General features: G+C 68.8%; 20 protein-coding genes. 8 read left to right on the top strand and 12 right to left on the bottom strand.

Translation table 11 applies throughout. The annotated features are described in order from the left end of the window. Nucleotides 1-2 precede the first annotated feature (2 nt). Complete coding sequence (locus tag ACBR40_RS34605) at nt 3-1,430, bottom strand: hypothetical protein (protein WP_371251452.1); 1,428 nt, start codon at nt 1,428-1,430, stop codon at nt 3-5. Nucleotides 1,431-1,543: 113 nt separating this feature from the next. Here ACBR40_RS34605 and ACBR40_RS34600 point away from each other — a divergent pair, with 113 nt between their 5' ends. Next, on the top strand, nt 1,544-3,019 hold the full coding sequence (locus ACBR40_RS34600) for a S10 family peptidase (protein WP_371251451.1): 1,476 nt from the start codon (nt 1,544-1,546) through the stop codon (nt 3,017-3,019). Between the two features lie 28 nt (nt 3,020-3,047). Here ACBR40_RS34600 and ACBR40_RS34595 read toward each other — a convergent pair whose 3' ends face one another. Genes ACBR40_RS34595 through ACBR40_RS34575 form a run of 5 tightly spaced genes read right to left on the bottom strand, consistent with a single transcriptional unit; the run spans nt 3,048 to nt 9,510 of the window. After that, on the bottom strand, nt 3,048-4,223 hold the full coding sequence (locus ACBR40_RS34595) for a M20 family metallopeptidase (protein WP_371251450.1): 1,176 nt from the start codon (nt 4,221-4,223) through the stop codon (nt 3,048-3,050). Beyond that, complete coding sequence (locus tag ACBR40_RS34590) at nt 4,223-5,062, bottom strand: ATP-binding cassette domain-containing protein (RefSeq protein WP_371251449.1); 840 nt, start codon at nt 5,060-5,062, stop codon at nt 4,223-4,225. The genes ACBR40_RS34595 and ACBR40_RS34590 overlap by 1 nt, the downstream gene beginning before the upstream one ends. After that, nucleotides 5,062-6,966, bottom strand: a complete 1,905-nt coding sequence (locus ACBR40_RS34585) for a dipeptide/oligopeptide/nickel ABC transporter permease/ATP-binding protein (protein ID WP_371251448.1) — start codon at nt 6,964-6,966, stop codon at nt 5,062-5,064. The genes ACBR40_RS34590 and ACBR40_RS34585 overlap by 1 nt, the downstream gene beginning before the upstream one ends. Continuing rightward, complete coding sequence (locus ACBR40_RS34580) at nt 6,963-7,952, bottom strand: ABC transporter permease (protein WP_344208115.1); 990 nt, start codon at nt 7,950-7,952, stop codon at nt 6,963-6,965. Before ACBR40_RS34580 ends, ACBR40_RS34585 begins: the two co-directional genes overlap by 4 nt. Before the next feature lie 4 nt (nt 7,953-7,956). Further along, nucleotides 7,957-9,510 (bottom strand): ABC transporter substrate-binding protein, encoded by a 1,554-nt coding sequence (locus ACBR40_RS34575; RefSeq protein ID WP_344208116.1) that lies wholly within the window; start codon nt 9,508-9,510, stop codon nt 7,957-7,959. Nucleotides 9,511-9,919: 409 nt separating this feature from the next. Here ACBR40_RS34575 and ACBR40_RS34570 point away from each other — a divergent pair, with 409 nt between their 5' ends. After that, complete coding sequence (locus ACBR40_RS34570) at nt 9,920-10,153, top strand: hypothetical protein (protein WP_371251447.1); 234 nt, start codon at nt 9,920-9,922, stop codon at nt 10,151-10,153. A 96-nt stretch (nt 10,154-10,249) separates the two neighbouring features. Continuing rightward, nucleotides 10,250-10,762: a DUF6461 domain-containing protein gene (locus tag ACBR40_RS34565; protein ID WP_371251446.1), complete on the top strand. Its 513-nt coding sequence runs from the start codon at nt 10,250-10,252 to the stop codon at nt 10,760-10,762. A 37-nt stretch (nt 10,763-10,799) separates the two neighbouring features. On the opposite strand, the gene ACBR40_RS34560 is transcribed toward ACBR40_RS34565, so the two are convergent. The 4 genes from ACBR40_RS34560 to ACBR40_RS34545 form a co-directional block, all read right to left on the bottom strand. Next, the gene (locus tag ACBR40_RS34560) at nt 10,800-12,050 is read right to left on the bottom strand and encodes a hypothetical protein (protein WP_344208119.1); all 1,251 of its coding nucleotides are present in this window, start codon (nt 12,048-12,050) and stop codon (nt 10,800-10,802) included. A gap of 78 nt (nt 12,051-12,128) precedes the next feature. After that, nucleotides 12,129-12,527 (bottom strand): hypothetical protein, encoded by a 399-nt coding sequence (locus ACBR40_RS34555; protein WP_371251445.1) that lies wholly within the window; start codon nt 12,525-12,527, stop codon nt 12,129-12,131. A 285-nt stretch (nt 12,528-12,812) separates the two neighbouring features. Next, nucleotides 12,813-13,115 carry a hypothetical protein gene (locus ACBR40_RS34550; protein ID WP_371251444.1) on the bottom strand — a complete coding sequence of 101 codons (303 nt, stop codon included), beginning with the start codon at nt 13,113-13,115 and terminating at the stop codon, nt 12,813-12,815. A gap of 207 nt (nt 13,116-13,322) precedes the next feature. Next, nucleotides 13,323-13,550: a hypothetical protein gene (locus tag ACBR40_RS34545; protein WP_371251443.1), complete on the bottom strand. Its 228-nt coding sequence runs from the start codon at nt 13,548-13,550 to the stop codon at nt 13,323-13,325. 474 nt (nt 13,551-14,024) lie between these two features. On the opposite strand from ACBR40_RS34545, the gene ACBR40_RS34540 reads away from it, so the two are divergent. The 5 genes from ACBR40_RS34540 to ACBR40_RS34520 all read left to right on the top strand — a co-directional run bounded on the left by ACBR40_RS34540 (nt 14,025) and on the right by ACBR40_RS34520 (nt 18,433). Further along, nucleotides 14,025-14,795 carry a class I SAM-dependent methyltransferase gene (locus ACBR40_RS34540; RefSeq protein ID WP_371251442.1) on the top strand — a complete coding sequence of 257 codons (771 nt, stop codon included), beginning with the start codon at nt 14,025-14,027 and terminating at the stop codon, nt 14,793-14,795. Beyond that, nucleotides 14,792-15,187, top strand: coding sequence for a hypothetical protein (locus ACBR40_RS34535; RefSeq protein ID WP_371251440.1), 396 nt, complete (start codon nt 14,792-14,794; stop codon nt 15,185-15,187). Before ACBR40_RS34540 ends, ACBR40_RS34535 begins: the two co-directional genes overlap by 4 nt. 515 nt (nt 15,188-15,702) lie before the next feature. Further along, the gene (locus tag ACBR40_RS34530; RefSeq protein ID WP_371251439.1) at nt 15,703-16,095 is read left to right on the top strand and encodes a hypothetical protein; all 393 of its coding nucleotides are present in this window, start codon (nt 15,703-15,705) and stop codon (nt 16,093-16,095) included. 66 nt (nt 16,096-16,161) lie between these two features. After that, nucleotides 16,162-17,067 (top strand): S41 family peptidase, encoded by a 906-nt coding sequence (locus tag ACBR40_RS34525; RefSeq protein WP_371251438.1) that lies wholly within the window; start codon nt 16,162-16,164, stop codon nt 17,065-17,067. 307 nt (nt 17,068-17,374) lie between these two features. After that, nucleotides 17,375-18,433, top strand: coding sequence for a hypothetical protein (locus ACBR40_RS34520; protein WP_371251437.1), 1,059 nt, complete (start codon nt 17,375-17,377; stop codon nt 18,431-18,433). A 377-nt stretch (nt 18,434-18,810) separates the two neighbouring features. Here the strand turns inward: ACBR40_RS34520 and ACBR40_RS34515 are convergent, their stop codons facing one another. Together ACBR40_RS34515 and ACBR40_RS34510 are read right to left on the bottom strand one after the other, a co-directional pair. Continuing rightward, nucleotides 18,811-19,374 (bottom strand): dihydrofolate reductase family protein, encoded by a 564-nt coding sequence (locus ACBR40_RS34515; protein WP_344208127.1) that lies wholly within the window; start codon nt 19,372-19,374, stop codon nt 18,811-18,813. Nucleotides 19,375-19,836: 462 nt separating this feature from the next. Further along, nucleotides 19,837-20,247: a hypothetical protein gene (locus tag ACBR40_RS34510; protein ID WP_371251436.1), complete on the bottom strand. Its 411-nt coding sequence runs from the start codon at nt 20,245-20,247 to the stop codon at nt 19,837-19,839. Nucleotides 20,248-20,829 lie beyond the last annotated feature (582 nt).

Raw genomic sequence — 20,829 nt, 5'->3', positions numbered from 1 at the left:
GCTCACTTCCCTTCGCTGCCGTCGCCCCCGCGCACGAAGGCGCCGAGGTCGTCCGAGAGCTTGGTCAGGCTCCCGGGGTCGGTGTACATCATGTGTCCCGCCGGATAGCGGCTCTCGCTCACGCGCCCGGCCGGAAGGCCGTACTGCGCGAGCAGGTGTTCGAGCGAGCCGACGGTCGTCAGGGTGTCGAAGTGCCCGGTGCCGAAGAACAGGCGCGCGCGGGCGTTGGCCCGCAGCAGCGCGGCCAGATGCGCCGGGTAGTCGAACAGCGCGAAGGGCGAGGGCATCGTGCTGCCGCCGAACCGCAGGGCGGCGGCGTCCTCCAGGTAGTTCCAGCGTTCGTGCGCGGGGCGGGCCACGCGGTAGCGGCACTCGCGGGGGATGCCCAGGTGCTCGGCGAACAGCCGGCGGGCGGCCGCGTAGAAGACGGGGTCGAGCCGCACGGACGTGGCGTCGACCCGGGGCTCGACCGCGCCGGGGGGCGGAGCCGGCAGGGTGTAGCGGGCGTCGGTCAGCCCGAGGACGAGCCCGCGGTCGGCCAGGAGCAGCGTGCGGAACTCCTCCTTGTCGACGCGCAGCCGACGCGCCCGCAGTTCCCCGACGCCGAGGCCGGTGAAGCCCGCCAGCCTCTCGACGAGCGCGTCCGGCATCTCCCCGGTGAGCAGCGCCGAGGCGTACTCGCGCACGGCGAAGGCGTGCGCCTGCCGCACCACCTCGTCCAGGTCGAGCGCGGCGTGGGCGCCCTTGCCGTGGTACCACGCGGTGGCGGCGAGCAGCGGGAGCGCGGCGACGAAGCCGACGGGGTTGCCGGGCCGCTGCGTGGTCTCCTGCGCGTTCAGGCACTGGCCGAGCATGGCGACGCCGGCGACCGCGACCGGCTCGTCGGCGGTGAGGAGGTCCGTCGCGGTGAGCGCGGCCCGGATCGTGCCGTAGCTCTCGCCCAGCAGGTAGACGGGCGATTCGAGGCGGTCGTGGCGCTCCAGCCACGACCGTACGAGCTGCGCGGTGAGCGCGGCGTCCCGTCCCGCGCCCGAGATGGCGGCGGGTTCGACGCCGTCGGCGAGCCGCCCGAACCCGGTCTCGATCGGGTCGACGAACACCAGGTCGGCGACGGCGAGGAGGGTGTCGGGGCTCGGCTCCAGCGTGTCCTTCGCGACGGGCGCGGCGTCGAGCTCGCGGGGCACCGCCGCGCGCCAGGGGCCGAGGCCGCCGAGGTGCAGCCAGAGGGAGGAGCACCCCGGCCCGCCGTTGAAGAGGAAGAGAACCGGGCGATCCTCCGGGGCCGCGTCCTTGACGTACGCGAACGTCCACGCGTCACCGAGTGTGCGCCCGGACTCGTCGGCCAGCGGCAGGCATTCCGCCTCCGCCGTGAACGCGATCGGCGCGTCACCGATCAGCGCGGAGTGCCGGCTTGTGTGGCGCTGGGGCATCTCTTGATCCTCGCGAGGAAACTATCGCACAAATGTTTATAATGATTTAGGATCATATGAGGCCCCGGTTGCGGGAGTCAATGATTGAAATCGTATAGACCGATGGGAGCAGGATGAGCGATCCCGGAACCGAGATCGGCGCGGAGGAGCGCGTCGAGACCCGGCACCAGATCCGATTCGGCGAGCGCACGCTCGACTACACCGCGGCCGCGGGAACCGTCCTGGTCCGTGACGACCACGGGCGCCCGAAGACGAGCATGTTCTACGTCGCGTACTCCGCCCCCCACCAGGAAGGCGGCCCGAGGCGGCCGGTCACCTTCCTGTTCAACGGCGGTCCCGGCTCGGCCAGCCTGTGGCTGAACATCGGCGGGTTCGGGCCGAAGCGCACCCCGACCGCGACGCCGTCCGCGACCCCGCCCCCTCCTTACACCGTGGGCGACAACCCGCACAGCCTGCTCGAGTTCAGCGACCTCGTCTTCCTCGACGCCCCCGGCACCGGCTACTCGCGGCTGATCGGCGACACCCCGGCCGCCGAGGTCTGGGGCGTCGACCAGGACGTGGACATGTTCGCCCGGGCGATCACCCGCTACCTCACCCTCACGAACAACTGGAACGCCCCCCGCTTCCTGTTCGGGGAGTCGTACGGGACGACCCGGGCCGCCGCGCTCGTGCACCGGCTGCAGAACCAGGGGCTCGACTTCAACGGCGTCGTCCTGCTCTCCACGATGCTCAACTGGGCGGAGAACCACCTCGGCCTCGACCAGGAGCACATCAACCTGCTGCCGTCGATGGCCGCGACCGCGTGGTACCACGGCCGCTCCCGCGTCGCCGCGGCCGGCCTCGACGACCTGCTGGAGCAGGCGCGCGAGTTCGCCCAGGGCGAGTACGCCACCGCGCTCCAGCTCGGCGACCGGCTGCCCGCCGACCGCGAGCAGGCGGTCGCCGAGCGGTTCAGCGCGTTCACCGGCCTCGACGCCGACCTCGTGCGCCGCAGCCGCTTCCGGATCGGCATGGAGCCGTTCCGCGACGCCCTCCTCGCCGACAAGGGACAGGTCGTCGGCCGCTTCGACACCCGCTTCGTGGCCGACCACCAGTACGTCGTCGGCACCGGCTCGCACGACCCCGCCACCAACGACGCGGCGACCGCCGGCGTGAACAGCGCGCACCTGTCGGCGTTCAGGGAGCACCTCGCCGGCGACCTCGGCTGGACCAGCGAGCTGCACTACCGCCACCTCTACAACATGGTGATCTCGCGCGCCTGGGACTGGCACCACAAGGCACCCGGCATCGACGAGCCGATGCCGGTGCCCGTCGTGAGCCTCGACCTGTCGGCGGCGCTGCGCCGCAACCCCGGCCTGCGGGTCGCGGTGATGGGCGGCGTCTACGACCTCGCGACCCCGTTCTTCGGGGCCGAGGTGGACATCGCCAAGCTCTACCTCGCCCCGCACCTGCGGGAGAACGTCGAGTTCCGGTTCTACGAGTCGGGTCACATGACGTTCGTGGACGAGGTCGTGGTGGCGCGGATGAAGGCCGACCTCGCGGCCTTCTACGCCCGCGCGACCGACCACAAGCCGGTCGATCCCTCCTGACGCCGTGCCGCGGCCGGGTGCCTCAGCCTCAGCCGAGGTGCCCGGCCGCCAGCGACGCGAGCGCGACGGCCTGGTCCGCGAGCACGGCGTCGTCGAAGACGACGTGCGGCGAGTGGTTCGGCGCGGCCGTCTCGTGATCGACGTCGCGCGGCGTCGCCCGCAGGAAGACGAAGACCCCGGGCACCTCGCGTAGAACGTGGCTGAAGTCCTCCGACCCCATGACGGGAGCGGGCGAGACGCGGACCCGTTCGTCGCCGAAGGCCGCCGACAGCGTGGCCAGCGCGCCGGCCGCGAGCGCCGGGTCGTTGACGGTCGGCGGGCACAGCACGCGGAGGTCGACGTCGGCCGCGCACCCGTGGGCGGCGGCGACGCCCTTGACCAGCTCGGGCAGCCCCGCCTGCAACTGGTCGAGCGCGGCCTCGGACAACATCCTGATCGTCGCGCCCAGCCCGGCCTCGTCGGAGATGATGTTCCTGGCCGCGCCGCCCGCGTTCAGCTGCGTCGTGGTGAGCACCACGGGGTCGAAGACGTCGAACCGGCGCGTCACGAACGTCTGCAACGCCTGGACCAGCTCGGCGAGCGCGGGCACGGGGTCGATCGTGAGGTGCGGGGCGGAGGCGTGGCCGCCTTTCCCCCGTACGACGACGTCCAGCTCGGCGCATCCCGCCATGAGCGGCCCCGGGCGCGTGGAGAAGACGCCGTACTCGCCCGGCACCACGTGGATGCCGTAGGCCGCGACCGGGCGCTCGCCTGCCGCGTCGAACACCCCCTCGGCGATCATGCGAGCGGCCCCGTCCGCGACCTCCTCACCGGGCTGGAACATGAACACGACGTCCCCGGCGAGCTCCTCCCGCCGCCCGTGCAGGAGCATCGCGGCGCCGACGAGCCCGGCCACGTGCAGGTCGTGCCCGCACGCGTGCATGGCCTCGCCACGCGCCCGGTAGGGCACGTCGGTCTGCTCGCGCATGGGCAGCGCGTCCATGTCGGCGCGCAGCAGCACGACCGGCCCGGGACGGCCGCCCCGCAGCACCGCCACGACCGAGTCCAGCTCCTTCCCGAGCGTGATCTCCAGGTCGAGCCCCTGGAGCGCGGCGACGACCCGCTGCTGGGTCCTGGGCAGCCGCAGCCCGAGCTCGGGGTCGGCGTGGATCTCGCGGCGCAGGCGGACCAGCTCGGGCAGGATCCGCCGGGCTTCCTCGCGCATCAGGCCACACCTTCCTCTTCGGGGAATTCGGCTTCGGGGAATTCGGCGAATCGCAGCAGGCGGTCGGCGCCGGCGTTCTCGATGCGCGGGATCGCCGACACGAGTGACCGCGTGTAGGGCTCGCGCGGGTTCGCCACGATCTCCTCGGCGTCGCCGTACTCGACCACGCGTCCGCGGCTCATCACTGCCGTGGTGTCGGCGATGTAGCGGACGGCCGCGAGGTTGTGGGTGATGAAGATCATCGACAGTTCGAGCTCGCGCTGCAGGTCACGGATGAGGTTGAGCACCGCGCCCTGGACCGAGGCGTCGAGCGCCGAGGTGATCTCGTCGGCGACGATGAGCCGCGGGCGCACCGCGAGGCAGCGGGCGATGGCCACCCGCTGCCGCATGCCGCCCGAGATCCGCGACGGGTACTGGTCGGCGACCGCCGGCTTCAGCCGTACGAGGTCCAGCAGCTCGCGCACGGACGCGGCGCGCTGCTTCGCGTCGAGGTCGCGGTGCGTCGTCAGGGCCTCCTCGATCGTCTCGCCGACCGTCATCCGCGGGTTGAGCGACGAGTAGGGGTCCTGGAAGATCATCTGTACGTCCCGCGCCCTCCGGCGGCGGTCGACGCCGCGCGTACGCAGCAGGTCGTCGCCGTCGAGCGTGACGCGTCCCGAGGTCGCCCGTTGCAGGCCGGCCACCGTACGCGCGACGGTGGACTTGCCAGACCCGGACTCCCCGACCAGCCCCACGATCGTGCCGTGCGGGACGGTCAGCGAGACCCCGTCCACGGCGTTGAAGGTCTGCCGGCCGCGCCCGAAGGTCACGACCAGGTCCTCGATGACGAGCTCGGCCATCAGGCTCCTCCCTCCTCGTGCCCGGCGGTGCCGTCCTGGGGATGCCAGCACGCGACCCGGCCGCCGTGGCGGTGCGACGCCAGCACGGGCGTCTCGCTCTCGCAGCGGCTGGTCGCGAACGCGCAGCGGGCCGCGAAGGCGCACCCCGTGATGGGCTGGGACAGGTCGGGCGGCTCGCCGGGGATCGTCACCAGCGGCTCGCCGCGGTCGGTGTCGAGGTCGGGAAGCGAGGCCACGAGCGCCCTCGTGTAGGGGTGCGCGAGCCGCTCCGGGGTCGGCAGGAGCGCGATGTCGACGTCCTCGACGACCCGGCCCGCGTACATCACCAGAATGCGCCCGCACAGCTCGGCCAGGACGGCGACGTCGTGCGACACGACGACGGCGGCCGCGCCGGACTCGGCGCACTTGTTGCGCAGCAGCGCGAGCACGCGACGCTGCACGGTCACGTCGAGCGCCGTGGTGGGCTCGTCGGCGATGATGAGCGACGGCGAGCCGATCTGCGCCATCGCGATGAGCGCGCGCTGGCGCATCCCTCCGGAGAACTCGTGCGGGAACTGCTGGGCGCGGCGCCCGGCCTCGGGGATCCGTACGTCGTCGAGCGCCCGCACCGCCTGCGCCTGCGCCTGCTTGCGGCCGGCGTCGAGGTGGACGCGCGGGACCTCGGCGAGCTGCGTGCCCACGCGCAGCGCGGGGTTGAGCGCCGTGAGCGAGTCCTGGAACACCACGCCCACCCGGGTCCCGAGCAGCTTGCCGGCCTCGGCCTGGGTGAGGCCGGTCAGGTCGTCGCCGTCGAACCGGAGCCGGCGGGCAGTCACGGCGGCGCCCGCGGGGGCGAGCTGCGCGACCGACATCATGGTGACGCTCTTGCCGCTGCCGGACTCCCCGACGACGCCCACGATCTCGCCCGGATGAATGCTGAAAGAAACGTCCTGGACGGGACGGATCCAGCCGTCCGGACCGGGGAAGGACACCGACAGCCCGTCGACCTCCAGGAGCGGGGCGGCCCCCTGCTGGGACGTCTCCGCCTGCCCCGCGGCGACCGGCGCCGGGCCGAGCCGGCGAGGGGGCAGCGCCTTCCTGTTCTCCCGGTTGCGCAGCTGCCCGGCGAGCGACTCGCCGAGCATGCTGAACGCGAGCCCCGCGAAGACCACGGCGACCCCGGGGCCGATGGCGGCCACGGGCGAGTTGTAGACCTGGCCGAACCCCTCGCTGAGCAGGCGGCCCCAGTCGAAGTCCGGCGGCTGCACGCCGACGCCGAGGAAGCTCAGGCTGGACAGCGCGAGCAGGCCGCCGCCGATCGAGGAGGTCACGTTGACGATGACGGGCTCGGCGATGTTCGGGAGCACGTACCGCGTGAACTGGCGCCTCCGGGAGACGCCGAGCATGCGCGCGGCGGCCAGGTACTCCGAACCGCCGACCCGCGAGGAGAGCGTCTGCGCGAGCCGCGCGAACGACGGCGTCATGGTGAGCGCGAGGGCGATCACCGCCGTCGTCGCCCCCGTGCCGAGGAGGATCACCGTGAGCATGGCCACCAGGAGCACGGGGAACGCGAGCCAGGTGTTGATCACGCCGGCGAACCACCGCTGGGCGCGCGCCCCGAGCACCGCGGGCACGGCCCCGAGCAGCAGGCCGGCGCACAGGCCCATGAGCGTCGCCGCGACGGCCATCACCAGCGAGAGCCGCGAGGCCACGAGGGTGCGCAGGAGGATGTCCCGGCCGAGCTTGTCGGTGCCGAGCAGGTGCTCGGCGGACGGGGGCAGCGCGATGGCGTCGGGATTCGCCTTCACGGCCGCCTCGCCCCACAGGACCGGGGCGAGCACCGCGAGCAGGACGAGCACCCCGAGCATGCACAGGGCGATGATCGCCATCGGCTGCCCGGACAGTCCGGAGCGGCGGGTCGTCATGAGGTCTCCAGGAGCGAGGTACGCCGGTCAAGCACGGAGAGCACGAGGTCGACGAGCAGGTTGACGACGAGGATCATCGCGGCGTACACGAGCGCGAGACCCTGGACGATGCCGTAGTCCTTCGTGGTGATGGCCCCCACGAACGCCGTGCCGAGGCCCGGCCAGTTGAACACCTGCTCGACCAGCACGCTGCCCGCCATCATCGTCCCGAGCAGCGTGCCGCCGATCGTGAGCGTCGCGGTGAGCATGTTCGGCAGCGCGTGCCGGAAGTAGACCATCCAGGCCGGCAGCCGCTTGGAGCGGGCCGTGCGCACGTAGTCGTCCTTGAGCGTGTTGAGCGCCTCGATGCGGGCGATGCGCGAGATGGACGCCGCCGCCGACACGGACAGGGCTATCACCGGCAGCACGTACGACGCCGCTCCCGTCCGCCCGGCGACGGGGAACGCGTGCAGCGTGACGGCGAAGACGATGACGAGGACGACGCCCAGCAGGTATTCGGGGATGGCCGCGATGAACGCCGTGACCCCGGTGAACACCGTCTCGGCGCCGCGCCGCCCGCTGTGCTGGGTGATGATCGCGACGCCCAGCCCCACGGGCACGGCGACGAGCAGCACCACGAGGAAGGCGATGCCGGCCAGCTCGACCGTCGCCGGCAGCCGGTGCGAGACGAGCTCCGTCACGGAGCGGCCCGTGATGATCGAGACGCCGAGGTCGCCGCGGAACAGCCCCGTGAGGTAGTCGAAATACTGGACGATGAGGGGATCGTCGAGGCCCAGCTGCTCCCGCCGGGCCTGCACCACGCTCTCGGCGGCGGTCGCGCCGAGCGCGGACCGCACGGGATCGCCCCCGGCCATCCGCAGCACGAGGAACGCGACCGTGACGATCATCCACATCGCGACGAGCATGCGCCCGGTGCGCCGGAGCAGGAAGCCGAGCCACCGGTTGCCGCCGTGGCGGCCACCGGTGACGGATTTCGAGCGTGCCATCAGGCTACTTCGACACGCGCAGGCTGGTGGGCACCACGAGGGTGTTCGAGTTCAGGCTGAACGTGACGCCGTTGCCGTAGACGGTCTCGGTCGCCTCGTACAGCGGCAGCAGCTCCAGGTCCTTGACCAGCGAGCTCTGCGCGGCCTGCCAGCCCTCGCAGCTCTGCTCCCCGGCCTGGCTCTGCGCCTTCGCCGCCAGGTCGAAGAACTCCTTGTTGGTGTTGTACGTCCAGTTGCCGCCCTTCGGGGGGAAGTCGCCCGAGAGGATGCCCTGCCAGGTGCTCGGCAGGGTCGTCGAGATGGGCGCCCACACCAGGTCCCAGTCGCCGCCCTGGAAGATGACGTCGGTGTACGACGGCGACGGCGTCGGGGTGGCCTTCACGCCGATCTCGGCGAGCTGCTGCTGGATGAGCTCGATGCCCGACACCACCGACTTATCGGAGTTAGCGGGATAAAGCAGGATGAGCGCGAGCTCCTTGCCGTCCTTCTCCCTGGTGCCGTTCGCGCCCTTCGCCCAGCCGGCCTCGTCCAGCTTGGCCGCCGCGGCCGTCTTGTCGAACGCCGTGAGCGCCGGGGTGATGTCGGTCGTCTTGCAGACGTTGCTGTACGACGTCGTCAGGCTCTTCATCGGCGTGCCACGGCCGCCCGTCGTCACCTTGCCGACCGCGTCGCGGTCGATCGCGCCCGCGATCGCCTGGCGCACGGCGAGGTCGTTGGTCGCGCGCCCCTTGGCCTGGTTGAAGAACACCAGACCCGGGCGGGCCGGCACGTCGATCTTCTGCAACCCGGCCGAGTCGAGCCGCTGCCGGTCGTCGCCGGCGACGAGCCCGAGGTCCACCTCGCCCGACTGGAGCATGTTGGCGACCGTCGACTCGTTCTCCACGACCTGGACCGTCACGGACGAGGGCAGGCCCTCCGTCTTGCCGGTCACGCCGCCGGCGCCCCAGGCGTACTCGGGGCGGAGCGTGAGCTTGTAGCTCTGGCCGGGCGACGACTCGGCCAGCTTGTACGGGCCGGTGCCGAGCCACTCCTTGTCCAGCCGCCCCGGGTCGGCCGAGCCGGCCTTGCACACGACCGGCATAAGGCCGATCGTGGCGAACAGGAAGCTCTGCGCGTTCTCGCTCTGGAACGTGACAGTGCGGGTCGCGTCATCGGCGTCGATCTTCAGCCCGGTGGCGGGGAAGTACACCCCACGGAACGGGGACCCGGTCTCCTTGAGCCCCGCGTAGTCGAAGCTGGCCTTGACGTCGCTCGCGGTCAACGGGGAACCGTCGACGCAGGTGACCCCCTCCTTGAGGGTGAAGCTGACCTTGGTGGCCGACTCCTCCCACTTCTCGGCGAGCAACCCCTGGGGCTCGGCGCCGGCGGCGAAGGACACGAGAGACTCGTAGCCGAACGCGGCGAGGCTCTGGGCCGCCACCGTCGCGTTCTTGATCGGGTTGAGCTGACCCGGGTCGGCGGCCAGCGCGTACGTCACGCCGCCGTCGCCCGACGCCGCGCCGCCGTCGCCATCGCCCGTCGCGCCGCAGCCGGTGAGCGCGAGCGTGGTCGCTCCCACAGCCCCGAGGAGGGTAACAAAGCTTCGTTTCATGGTGGTCCTTCAACACGCACGCGTAGGGACACGTCCGGGGTTAATTAATTATTATGATTATGCAGAAACGGATGTTTCGGCGGTGTAACAATTCGGCCATGGGGTGCGATACACCCCAGCGAACCACTCAAGCCCGCCGCCCCCTTGCGGCCGTTCGCGCCCATCAAGCCGGACCGGATCACGGGGATCTTCGAGCGCGCGAGCGACATCGAGGCGGCCATCCGGGTTCCGATGACGCGTGAGCCCGTCGACGTCGGGCACATCCCGCAGCGAGATCATCACTGACTCGTCCCTCCATCGGCTCCCTCCCCCGATGGCGGAACACTGTATTCGTTACAATGATTCATGGCAACCATCTCTGAACTGCGAGGACACCGTGCCCGACCTGAAGTGGGACGACGTGTCGATCGACTTCGATGTCGATCTGAGAGAGCTGCAGGGCCAGGAACGGCTGGACGTCCTCATGGACGTCTTCCGCCTGATCGGACGACGCCTCGGGAAGTCGGTGCTGCTGAGCGCGGAAGGAGACCTCGGACATCCGGACCTGGGGTTCGACGTCGACGCCGACCGCGTGGTGCTGATGGTGAACCCGAACGACCCACGCATGTGACCACGGTCAGAGGTCTCCCAGCCGAACCGGCTTTTTCGTCGGACTCGCCTGCCATCCTCTTCCTCTCATCTGTCCCGAGAGAACAGGACCCCCCTGGTGAGCGACTACGACTGGCTCGATGACGAGGCGTTCTGCGCGACCTTCGTCCGCGGTCTCACTCCGCGCGAAGCACTGGCCCGCCTCGGCATCGACGTGTTCGACGGGGACGACGAGGAAGGCGAGTTCGACGAAGGGCTCATCTGCGCCCGGCCCGCCGAGGGCGGGACCATCCTGAGCGAGTGGAACGGCTTCGTCGGCACCCTGCCCGAGGTGCTGCAGCGCCTGTCGGCCGGCACGGTCACGGCGAGCGTCTTCGTCAACGTGAACCTGGTCGCGGCCTTCGACCATTACGCAGACGGTCGCGAGATCCTGACCTTCGACCCGATATTCGACGGCGACGAGGACGGCCTCCCGGAGGACTTCCTCGCCGACCGGGCCGAGCTCGAACTGTTCGGCAACAAGCCGGATGCCGGCCTCGCCGCTGCCCTGCTGCTGGCCGAGCGCATCACCGAGGTGCACCCGAACGCGTCGAGCGACAAAGTGGCCGCCCATGGCGTCCGCGAATACTGAGGCCCCCTCGCACACGCAGCAGACCGAGGCCCGTCCCTCACCCCTCCCGGCTCCTGTAGGTGGCCCGCAGCTCGACCAGCTTGTCCCTGGCCACCTCGTCCAAGGCCCGGCGCTGCTCCGGGTCCTCCTCCCAAGTGGCCTCCGCGCACAAGACCCTGGCCGCCTCGTGCGGCTCGGCGTCGCGCACCACGTACCAGACGGTGTCGCCGTAGCCGCGCCTGTCGCGATCGCGGCGCAGCACCGTCACGATGCCGGAGACGAGAATCTGCCTGGTCCACGGATTCCTGGCCAGAAGCTGCCGATCCACTGTCAGCCCCTCGTCCATGAGCTCGCCGCCGAGCATGTCGTCCTCCCACCGCCACACCCGGCAGCTGACGCCCGGGCGTACGTGCAGGGCGCCACGGCTTTCGAGCAGCACCGAGAACGTATGCGTGCCCCCACGGCACAACTCCTTGGCGATGCGCTCGCTGTCGGCGTACTCGCGCAGCCGATCATGGTCCAGGTCCTGCCCGGACCACAAGCTCCACCGCGCCTGCTCGACGTAGTAGCGGTCGACCAGCGGATCCTTGAACCGCCCCGGACGCGCCTGCGGCGGACTGCAGGAGGCCGGGGTGAGATCCACGCCGTCCTCGATGTCGACCCCCGCGGCGCGCAGCAACTCGTGAACAGAGACGCCCTTGTCCTCCGCCTTGCCGCGCAACCTACGCAGCCAGCCGTCGAACGTGTCCAGTTCCGGGTCCGCACGCAGCGACGCCCAGTCCTCCACCGCCGAGACCGGCACCGGCACCTCCCGCCGCGCTGGCGGCTGCACGAGCTGTTCGGGCGCGAGATCGATCGAGTAGTACAGAACGCCCCGCGCGATATAGGAGAACGGCGCCGCGTGCGTGATCGGATCGAAGACATCCCGGATCGGCCAGAACCGCAGCAGCCACGCCTCCTCGCACTCCCCCGTGGCATGCCCGTCCCCCGGCTGAGGCTCACGCAGGTACATGTCCACGCCGTACTCGAAATGCGGCGGCCCGATCAGGAAGTCATGCCCACTGCCGTCCATCATCGTCACGATCGCGACCACGCCACTCTCCGCGACGAACGTCGTCGAACTGACCGGCGTCCACGAGGCATCCGCGGCCCCCGGCTCGGCGTCCCAGGCCTCCAGCCGCACACCCGCGATGAAGTGGAAGATCTCGTCGGTGGGAGAACTCCACGCCGGCAGGTCGGCGCCCTCCAGCCCGAACGTGTTGTACTCGACGTAGACCTCGTCGTCGAGCCTCCGCAGCAACTGTGCCATGTCAACGCCTTCGCCTTGTCGATGATCATCCTGGCTCGGCGGAGTATGACCCACCACACCGACAGGGAGAGACCCAGGTCAGCGGTCGAACCAGCGGGCTGCCGTGGGCGTGAGCAATCCAATGACGATTGCCAATGGCAGGAGGGTGGCCGGGTAGACCAGCGTCACCCAATCGAACTCTCTGTCGACGACGGCCAAGATGAGGTTGCTGCCCACCACGACCACCTCGAAGGCGATGGCAAACCACCGCACCCACTTCCTGCGGGACGACCATCGGGCCACCAGCCACCCCATGAGCACCACGACCACGACGGTTTGCAGCAACAGGGCGAAAAGCCTCGGATCACTGAAGGCCGCGAGGAAAACCGGCGTCATAATCGCTGCACCGAAAAGCCCGAAGGCCAGCTGCACAATCAAGATGAACCTGAGGGTCCGTACGACGCCCGACATCTGCTCGGTCTGGATGGCCTCATTCATGTGATCATTCTGCTCCATACGGGCAGCCGCCAACAGACGCCAACCAACTTGCCTTCATACCGTAACCATGTTGTTCGGCGGCCCAGCAGGCATGACGGCCAGCCATGCGGTGGCGATGAGGCGGGCTGCATCTACGGGGCAACGCCGCAATCCCGGCACGAGCGTTCGGGCCAGAGGTGCTGGGCCAAGCCAGTCGAAGGCGATCGCTGCCAGCCGTTGTCGCGGGCCCGACTGCCGAGCATTGCTGCTGCTGGGGATGATGACAGTAGTGCGACAGCGTGCCAGTCACTTTCTCGCTATAGAGATCGTCCTCCGCGAGAAGAAAGCAGCGATCAGCGTGGCCGCCCCTGCGGCGATCAGGACGGTAGCGGGAATCCGAACAAGATTTCGAAGATCCTCACATCTGTTCCTGTACTCCATTTCTTCTGCTATCCAGTTACGAGTCTCGTCCATCAAGTAATCAGGAAGAGAGGCAGCCACGTATGCGGAACCACACGCCTCACCTTCTGCGGTAACAGGCATCAGGCCGGCAAGTAAACCTGAGCCGATCAGCAAGAAGGCGACGAACACGAGGAGCTTGGTAGCCATAGGTACTCCTTGGGCAGGCTCATCCGAGCCTGATCATTTCAGGTCCATTCTTGGCTCGGAAGCCTCGGCAGTGGGGAGGCGTGGAAGGGATTTCCTGTGCGAACGTCAAGGCCGATTGCGGACTGGTTGTGGCGAGTGGATGCACGGTTGGGTGGTGATGCCAAGCCGAATCGCCGTCAACGGTTCTCTGCGGCCCATCCTGTGCGCTCAGGGCTGGTCGCCGGCGCTGCTGCCGGTGCCTTCCTCCTCCTCTTCTTGTTGATCGGCGCCGCAAGTGGATATGAGTACGCCTTCGCGCTGCCTACCTTGCTCTTCTGCCTCTGCGTAGCCGCCTTCGCCGGGGGGAGCATGATGGGCATCGGCTACTTCGAACGCCGGCGTCAACAGCACTACGGTCACTACCCGCATGAGGTTCAGGGTGAGCGCAGCAACCATCCGTATCACTGACGGATAGCGTCGACGAGTAGGAGCCCATCGAGGACGCTCGGAGTGAACACCACGCCAGTGATCTTGGCCGCCAGCAAAAACGCCACAACCTCCTTTGAGGTTTTCACAGCAGGTTGACTTTCCTCACTGCATCCGGCCTCTGACCTTGGTGCATGGCTCTCACCTTCTCCCTACCGAGGAAGATCGTCCCGCGGATGTCCCGCGAGGGCGAGCCAGCCGGCGAGCGGTTCCTGGCACCCGCTGAGTGAAGCAGGTCGACGCCCACACTCAGTCCACCCTGAATGGCTCGAACGACCTCGCCATGCCACCCAACACCCACGCGCAATCTCTGATCAGGAATAGGGCGAGCCCGGCCTTCAGCGGCCTTGGTCCATTGCCTGACCGGGGCGAAGACCGACCGCGGCTGCGGAGACTGCGGTAAATCCGTGGACAACCCATGCGCCCGTTGGCAACCTTGCCGACATGCAACAGGAGGACATCTGGGACGCCGAGACCGCCGAGCGCTATGACACGCCGGGCGTCGGCATGTTCGCTCCTGAGGTCTTGGAGCCGACCGTGGACCGCCTCGCCGAACTCGCAGGCGAGGGTCGTGCGCTTGAGTTCGCCATCGGAACAGGCCGGGTAGCTGTGCCACTGGCCGAGCGCGGGGTGCCCGTCACCGGCATCGAGCTGTCAACTCCGATGATCGACCAACTTCGCGCGAAGGTGGACGAGGCGACGATCCCGGTGATCGCCGGCGATATGGCAACCGCGACGGCTCCGGGGAAATACGCGCTCGTGTACCTCGTCTTCAACACGATCTCCAACCTGCTCACCCAAGCCGAGCAGGTCGCCTGCTTCCGTAACGCTGCCCGTCATCTCCTGCCCGGCGGCCGCTTCGTGATCGAGCTCTGGGTCCCTGAGCTGCGCAAGCTCCCCACGGGTCAGCAGGCCGTGGTCTTCCAGAGCGAGCCCGGATACATCGGCTTGGACACCTACGACATCGTGCGGCAGCACGTCGTGTCACACCACTTCACGTTCGATGCGAGCAAAGAGGCCCGTCTGTTCCGTAGCCCCCACCGCTACATCTGGCCGTCCGAGCTCGATCTCATGGCCCAGCTGGCCGGATTTGAGCTGGAGAGCCGGCACGCCGACTGGTCCGGAGCAGACTTCACCGCGGAGTCCCGCTCCCACGTGTCCGTCTACCGCATCCCACCGGGCGACCAGCTCCCCGAAGTGGACCGGCCCAGGTGACGCTCACGAGCTACGCGGCCTGTGCCTCCGGAGCTGGTCAAGATCCTTCGGCAGCACATTTCAGCGTCTGGTGTCCCCCGGCCGCATGGGGGCACGACGCCTCGATCGCGGTCGCCCACGGCAACGAGGGTGTCCAGGTCATAAGCGCCCTGGGCGGCAGCCGTACCAATGAGGACCAGCTCCGCGCAGGGGCCGCCGGTGAAGTGGTAGGCGTCCACCGCCGTGATGATCCGGCCATCCTGGTTCCGAGCGGCGGCCGCCATGGTGTGGTTGTCGCCCCGGCAGCGCGCGGCCGCGACATGCGCCGCAGCCCGAATCAATTCATGATCGACGTGATTGATCTGGGTAGTCATCTTCTCTGCTCTCATGTGGTGTCAGCCGGCGTTCGCTGAGGCGAGCAGCCGGTACGGCACCAACGGGGCGGCAAGCGCCGAAATCACTGCACGTAGATCTCCGTCAAATACTCTGTCCCTGTGTGCACATATGCGGAGGTCACCTACAAGGTCCACTACGTATGCGTTTCCTGCCGCAAGAGTCACAAACTGCCCTGGGATGGCGCAGAGCACCTTTGCACCCGCTGCCGGCGGCCGATGCTCTTCGCCGGCCATGACTTCGCTGCCCCACGCAAGACCAAGAACCGCAACTGGGCAGCCGTCGCGGCCGTTCTGAGAGCAGGACTCCGCTACGAGGGATTCGAGCCCTGCGGCTGCGGCAGGGAGCCTGAATACCGTCCGCGCACGAGCGCACAGGTACGGGCACGACGCAGAATCGCAGCACGCAAGGGCCTGACCGACACCGAAGCACTCGCCCTACGCGACCCTGCCGACGCATAGCGCCCTCCTGACCATCCCGAAAAGCCCCAAGAAGAGGCTCGAACAGGGTGAAGCGCTGTGCGTACGCTGCCGTCGTGGACAGAGAGACGCTCGTCCAACTCCTCGCCACCGCAGGGAAAGCCGGCCATGCATGCCGTCAGGCGCTCGCGGCCGATGCGTACTTCGAAATATGGCCGGAACTGGTCGAGACGCTCCCCCTGATCAGGACTTACCAGCGTCGCGCACGTCTCACCCGCCGAAAGAACGTCCAACCCCTAGGATTCGACGAGGCGGTCACGCAGCTCGAAGCCTGCGAACTGCAGCATCTCATCCTCGGCATCGTAAGAAGCGCCGAGCCTGCCTACCACTTCCAACTCTTCCTGCCTCCCGACGCGTCACGCGTGGTGGCTTGTCTCGGTGTCAGCTGCAACCAGTGGCGCGCCGATCTCCAGAACATCCTCAGAAAGTGGCAGTGGGTGGAAGGCTGATCACGCCTGCCGAAGGCGTCCAAGCGCCTTTGACGTTTTCGCGAGGGCACTGATCTACTCCCTGCCGTGACGACTCTGACGAATCTTCAGCCGGCCCCTGTCATCAACGAGACAGCCCGACTGCTGACTGAGCACTACGTTTTCCCTGAGACAGCCGAGCAGCTCGCCGACCTGCTGCGACGACGCCTCGCCGAGGGCGCGTACGACGCCGGCACTGCCGAGGAACTCGCCCGTCTGGTCACCGCGGACCTGCAGTCCGTCAACGGCGACAAGCACCTGAGACTGAAACACCACGCTGACCCGGTGTCCCCCGAGCAGGACGCGGCGACCTTGGAATCCATCCGCCGGGACTTCGACACCTCGCTGGGCGGTGCGCCCCGGGTGGAGTTGCTCGACGGAGGAGTCGCCGTGGTGGAGCTGGCGCCGATGCTGTTCCCGCTGGAGTGGGCCGCCGAACCGCTGAGCGCCGCGCTCACCTTGGCCTCCCGCGCCCAAGCGCTGATCGTGGACCTTCGCGACAACCGGGGCGGCGACCCGAACACCGTCGCCTTCGTCTGCAGCTACCTGCTGGACGAGCGCACCCACCTCAACAGCATGTACTGGCGTAGCGGCGAACGCAGCGAGCAGTCCTGGAGTCTGCCCCACGTTCCCGGCGCGCGTTTCGGCGGCAGCAAACCGTTGTACGTGTTGTCCAGTGACAGCACCTTCTCCGCCGCCGAGGAACTGGCCTACGACCTCCAGCAGCTCGGCCGCGCCGTCGTGGTAGGCGAGCCCACCCGCGGCGGCGCGCACCCGTGCAAGGGCTGGACCGTGCACCCCCACCTGGAGGTCACCGTCCCCACGGGCCGCGCCATCAACCCCGTCTCCGGCACGAACTGGGAGGGCACCGGTGTGCAGCCGGACATCCCTTGCGCTGCCGCGGAATCCCTCGACCAGGCACACGCACTGGCACTCGCCCGACTGGCAGGCTGACGCAGACTCCGGGCCTGGTACCGAACCGCGTCCGAGCGAACCATGGGCCTTCGGCGTTCTACGGGCTCCGCCCACGCTGGCCGCGCAGCCCTGGCCGCCCATACCGAGGAGATTTGCGCTGAGGGCGCGCGGAAAATGATCGTCGTCGACACCGGCCGCTCGTGTCCTCGGAGAGCGTCCCGGGCAAAGCTGCAAGATCATCGCGACGCCTGCCGGACGTAAGGATTCCGTGAGAAACATCGGCCTGGGCCGTGCCTAGGCTGATCATGACATCGCCCCGTGCGTGCCCTCGAAGGGAATCCTCAACATGCGTCGATCCCTCCGCCGTGCCATGGCCATGGCCATCGCCCTGATCACGACCGCGTCGTTAGCCCCGCTCGCCTCGCCGCCGGCCGCCGCGGCGAGTCCGAAGCGCCTCCGCATCGTCCACCTCGGCACCCTCGGCGGCACATGGAGCATCGCCCGAGGGATCAACAACCGCGGCCACGTCGTCGGCGACAGCCCGCTGGAGTCAGGGGTCAGCCACGCGTTCCTGTGGAAGAACGGCACGATGACCGACCTCGGCACGCTCGGTGGCGAGACCAGCTTCGCCTCGGGAATCGACGACGACGGGCGCGTCGTCGGCTGCAGCGAGCTGCCCTCGGGCCAGTGGACTCCCTTCCTCTGGCACAACGGCAAGATGACAGACCTCGGCGCGCACGGCGCCCCCGGCTTCTGCGCCGCAGCGGTCGCCAACGGGCACGTCGTCGTCACTTACGCGCCCACGCCCGGATTCGCCGAATATCGCGCCTTCCTGCTGTCCGGTGACGTACGAACCGCCATCGACCGCCGCCCTGGCCTGACCGCCAACGCCGTCAACGACCACGGCCAGGTGGTCGGCGCCGACAACTACACCGTCAACGACGAGGGCTTGCCGCTGTCGACCTACCAGGCGTACCTGTGGCACAACGGCACCGGCCGCGAGCTCGGCACGCTCGGCGGGATGAGCGCACCCAACTCGATCAACAACTTCGGCCAGGTGGTCGGCAACTCCGACACGGCCGACGGCCGCCGTCGCGGCTTCTTCTGGAACGGCTCCTCCATGACGGCCCTTCCCCTGCCCGCCGACGCCTCCGACTACGCCGGTGCCGACGCCATCAACGACCGCGGCCAGATCGTCGGCGGCTACAGCAAGGCTGGCGACTGGTACAGCTTCGCCGCCCTGTGGGACTCCCCCACCGCCCAGCCCCGCCTCCTGCCGCTGCCCACGGACGCGCGGGTCACCAGCACCCAAGCCTTCGACATCAACAACTCAGGCTGGATCGCCGGCTCCGTCACCTACTACTGGAGCACCGGCCGCGGCACCCAGGCCGTCATCTGGCGCTGACCACGTGGGCTGCTTTCGTACGGCGGCGCGGCTCGCGGTCGGAGCGTTCGCTTGGTACGGCGAGGCTGGCGTGGGGTGCCCGCCCCGGTGTCCCGCCGCCGTCCGGGAGCGGCCCTCAGGCCGCATCCCTCGGACGACGAGCGGACGGATGGCCGGCGGCACGGCGGCGACCCTCTGGCTGGGGTTACGCCAAGTGCATCGACACCCAACAGGAGATCGCCAACAGCGGATCGAAGAGGCACTGGCGTCGTGACACGCAGCCAACCCACAGGGCTCCGAGCGCCGGCCAGGGCTCGCTGACAAGCTGTACTTCTCATCTGCACCGTGCGCCCCTTCCTCGGGTAGCCCGGAGCACGGGCCGATCCGAGGTCGGGTGCTCAGCGCCTGGTCTCGTATCTGGTCAGGAGTACGCCGCCGGGGAACGTCCGGGTCTCCACCAGGGTCAGGTTCACCCAGTTGTCCAGGGCTGTGAAGAACGGCTTGCCGCCGCCCAGCAAGACCGGTGCGGTGACCAGCACGTACTCGTCGATCAGTCCGGCCCGTGCGGCCGCTGCGGCAAGTGTGGCGCCGCACATGTCCATGGGGGCACCGTCCTCGGCCTTGAGCCGGGTGATCTCGGTGACCGCGTCGCCGGTGACCAGGCGGGTGTTCCAGTCGACCTTGATGGTCTTCGAGGAGAACACCACCTTCGGCATGTCCCGCCAGCGGCGGGCGTACTCTTTCTGCGCCGGCGTGGCGCCAGGCTGCTGGTCGGCGGTCGGCCAGTGGGAGCTCATCGTCTCCCACAACCTGCGCCCGTACAGCGCCAGGTCCGTCGCGCCCACCCGGTCGGACCACCACTGGAACAGCTCGTCACTCGGTACGCTCCAGCCGAGATCGTCGCCGGGTGCAGCGACATAGCCGTCCAGGCTCAGGTTCATGCCGAAGGTCAGTTTCCGCATGGCGTCAGCCTCCTGTAAGCCGGTACTAGGCGTAAAGACCAGCACGACGCGGAAAAATCACCGGTCAGGCCAGGCCGATCTGTGCCGAAATCCGGAGCAGGCGGGACAGGGCGCGCGGACAAGCGTACGCGCGGGCCTCGAGTCCCCGAGGTGGATAACCGACCCTCGGCCCAGACAGGTGGGACAGCCGGGCAGGTCGCGCGCACCGACCTGATCCCATCGCACGTACATTCGTCACGCCATCCCTGCTTGTCGCGCATCTCGACGGGCGGCTCGAGGCCGAGAGCGGAGACGCGACCGGAGCGGCATCTGGCCGCACACCCCTGAAACGCACAAGAGGCCCCGCAGGGCCTCTGAGCTGCTGTTACTGCTGGTGGTGCAGACTGACCGAACGGATCGAATGGGAGTTCTGGACCGTCATGGCGGCGAGCAGCACGCCGCCACCCGGGCCGGGACAGCGCCCTACTTGGTCAGGGATTCGGCGACGAGTCGCCAGATGTCCGCGGCCAGGTTCATGTTGCCGCCTTGCTGGGCCTGCTTAGCGAGCTTGCGCAGCCCGGCGAGCGCGGTGTCCTGCTCGCCCTCCAGGAGCAAAACGCGGTTGCGCAAGACGTCGAGCCGCATCCGCTCCTGGTAGGTGAGCAGGTCGTCGAAGCCGGTCAGCCGGTCCAGGACCGTACGGGCCTCGTCGAGGTCGCCGGTGAGGACGGCGATCCGGGCGCGCACGGCCAGCAGTTGCTGCTCGATGGTGGGGGCGCCCGCGAACGGCAACGCGGCCTGGACCTCCGCAACACGCTGCCGGGCGGAATCCGTTCTGGGCGGATCGGCCCTGAGGTCGAACCGGACCGCCCCGAGGCTCAGGCGCAGGCGCATCCAGAGCGTCAGGTCGTCACGGCCGTCTCGCTGGTCACGGGATATACGCGGTGGACGGCCATGATCCGGAGTATGCGCGGAAGAAGCGGCCCCGCAACGCCGAAAGACTTCGGGGCAAACCGGAGCCCTTCGAGCAGCGTCGTTCGTGATCGATCGCCACAACGTGGCCGGCCGCCATACGTGGTGGGGGCGATCGACGATCCAAAGTTCGCTCCTCGCCCTGGCTCACCGAGTGGCCGCTCAGAGCTGCATCTGGCTGCACACCCCTGAAACGCACAAGAGGCCCCCATAGGGCCATTGAGCTGCACTTACTGCTGGTGGCAGGTGCAAGGTTCGAACTTGCGTAGGCTGAGCCGACGGTTTTCCAGGGCGTCGCCGGGCCCGGCTACGCATAAGGCAGCTCGACCTCGGTGCCATAGGCGTCGCGCGTCTCCAGGTGGTTGGCCTCGTGCTCGAAGTCAGTCAGGAGCTTTTCGAACTCCGCGCCGGAGACGCTGCCCCTAACCGGTCATCCAGAGCAGGAATGGAGAACTACCCACATATTGGGACATAGGGCATCTATGCCACTTCGGGCGACTCGGT

The sequence above is a fragment of the Nonomuraea sp. AD125B genome (assembly GCF_041402765.1).
Lineage (GTDB): Bacteria > Actinomycetota > Actinomycetes > Streptosporangiales > Streptosporangiaceae > Nonomuraea > Nonomuraea bangladeshensis.
Note: the sequence above shows the minus strand (reverse complement) of the source record. Positions and strands in the feature narration are given on the sequence as shown.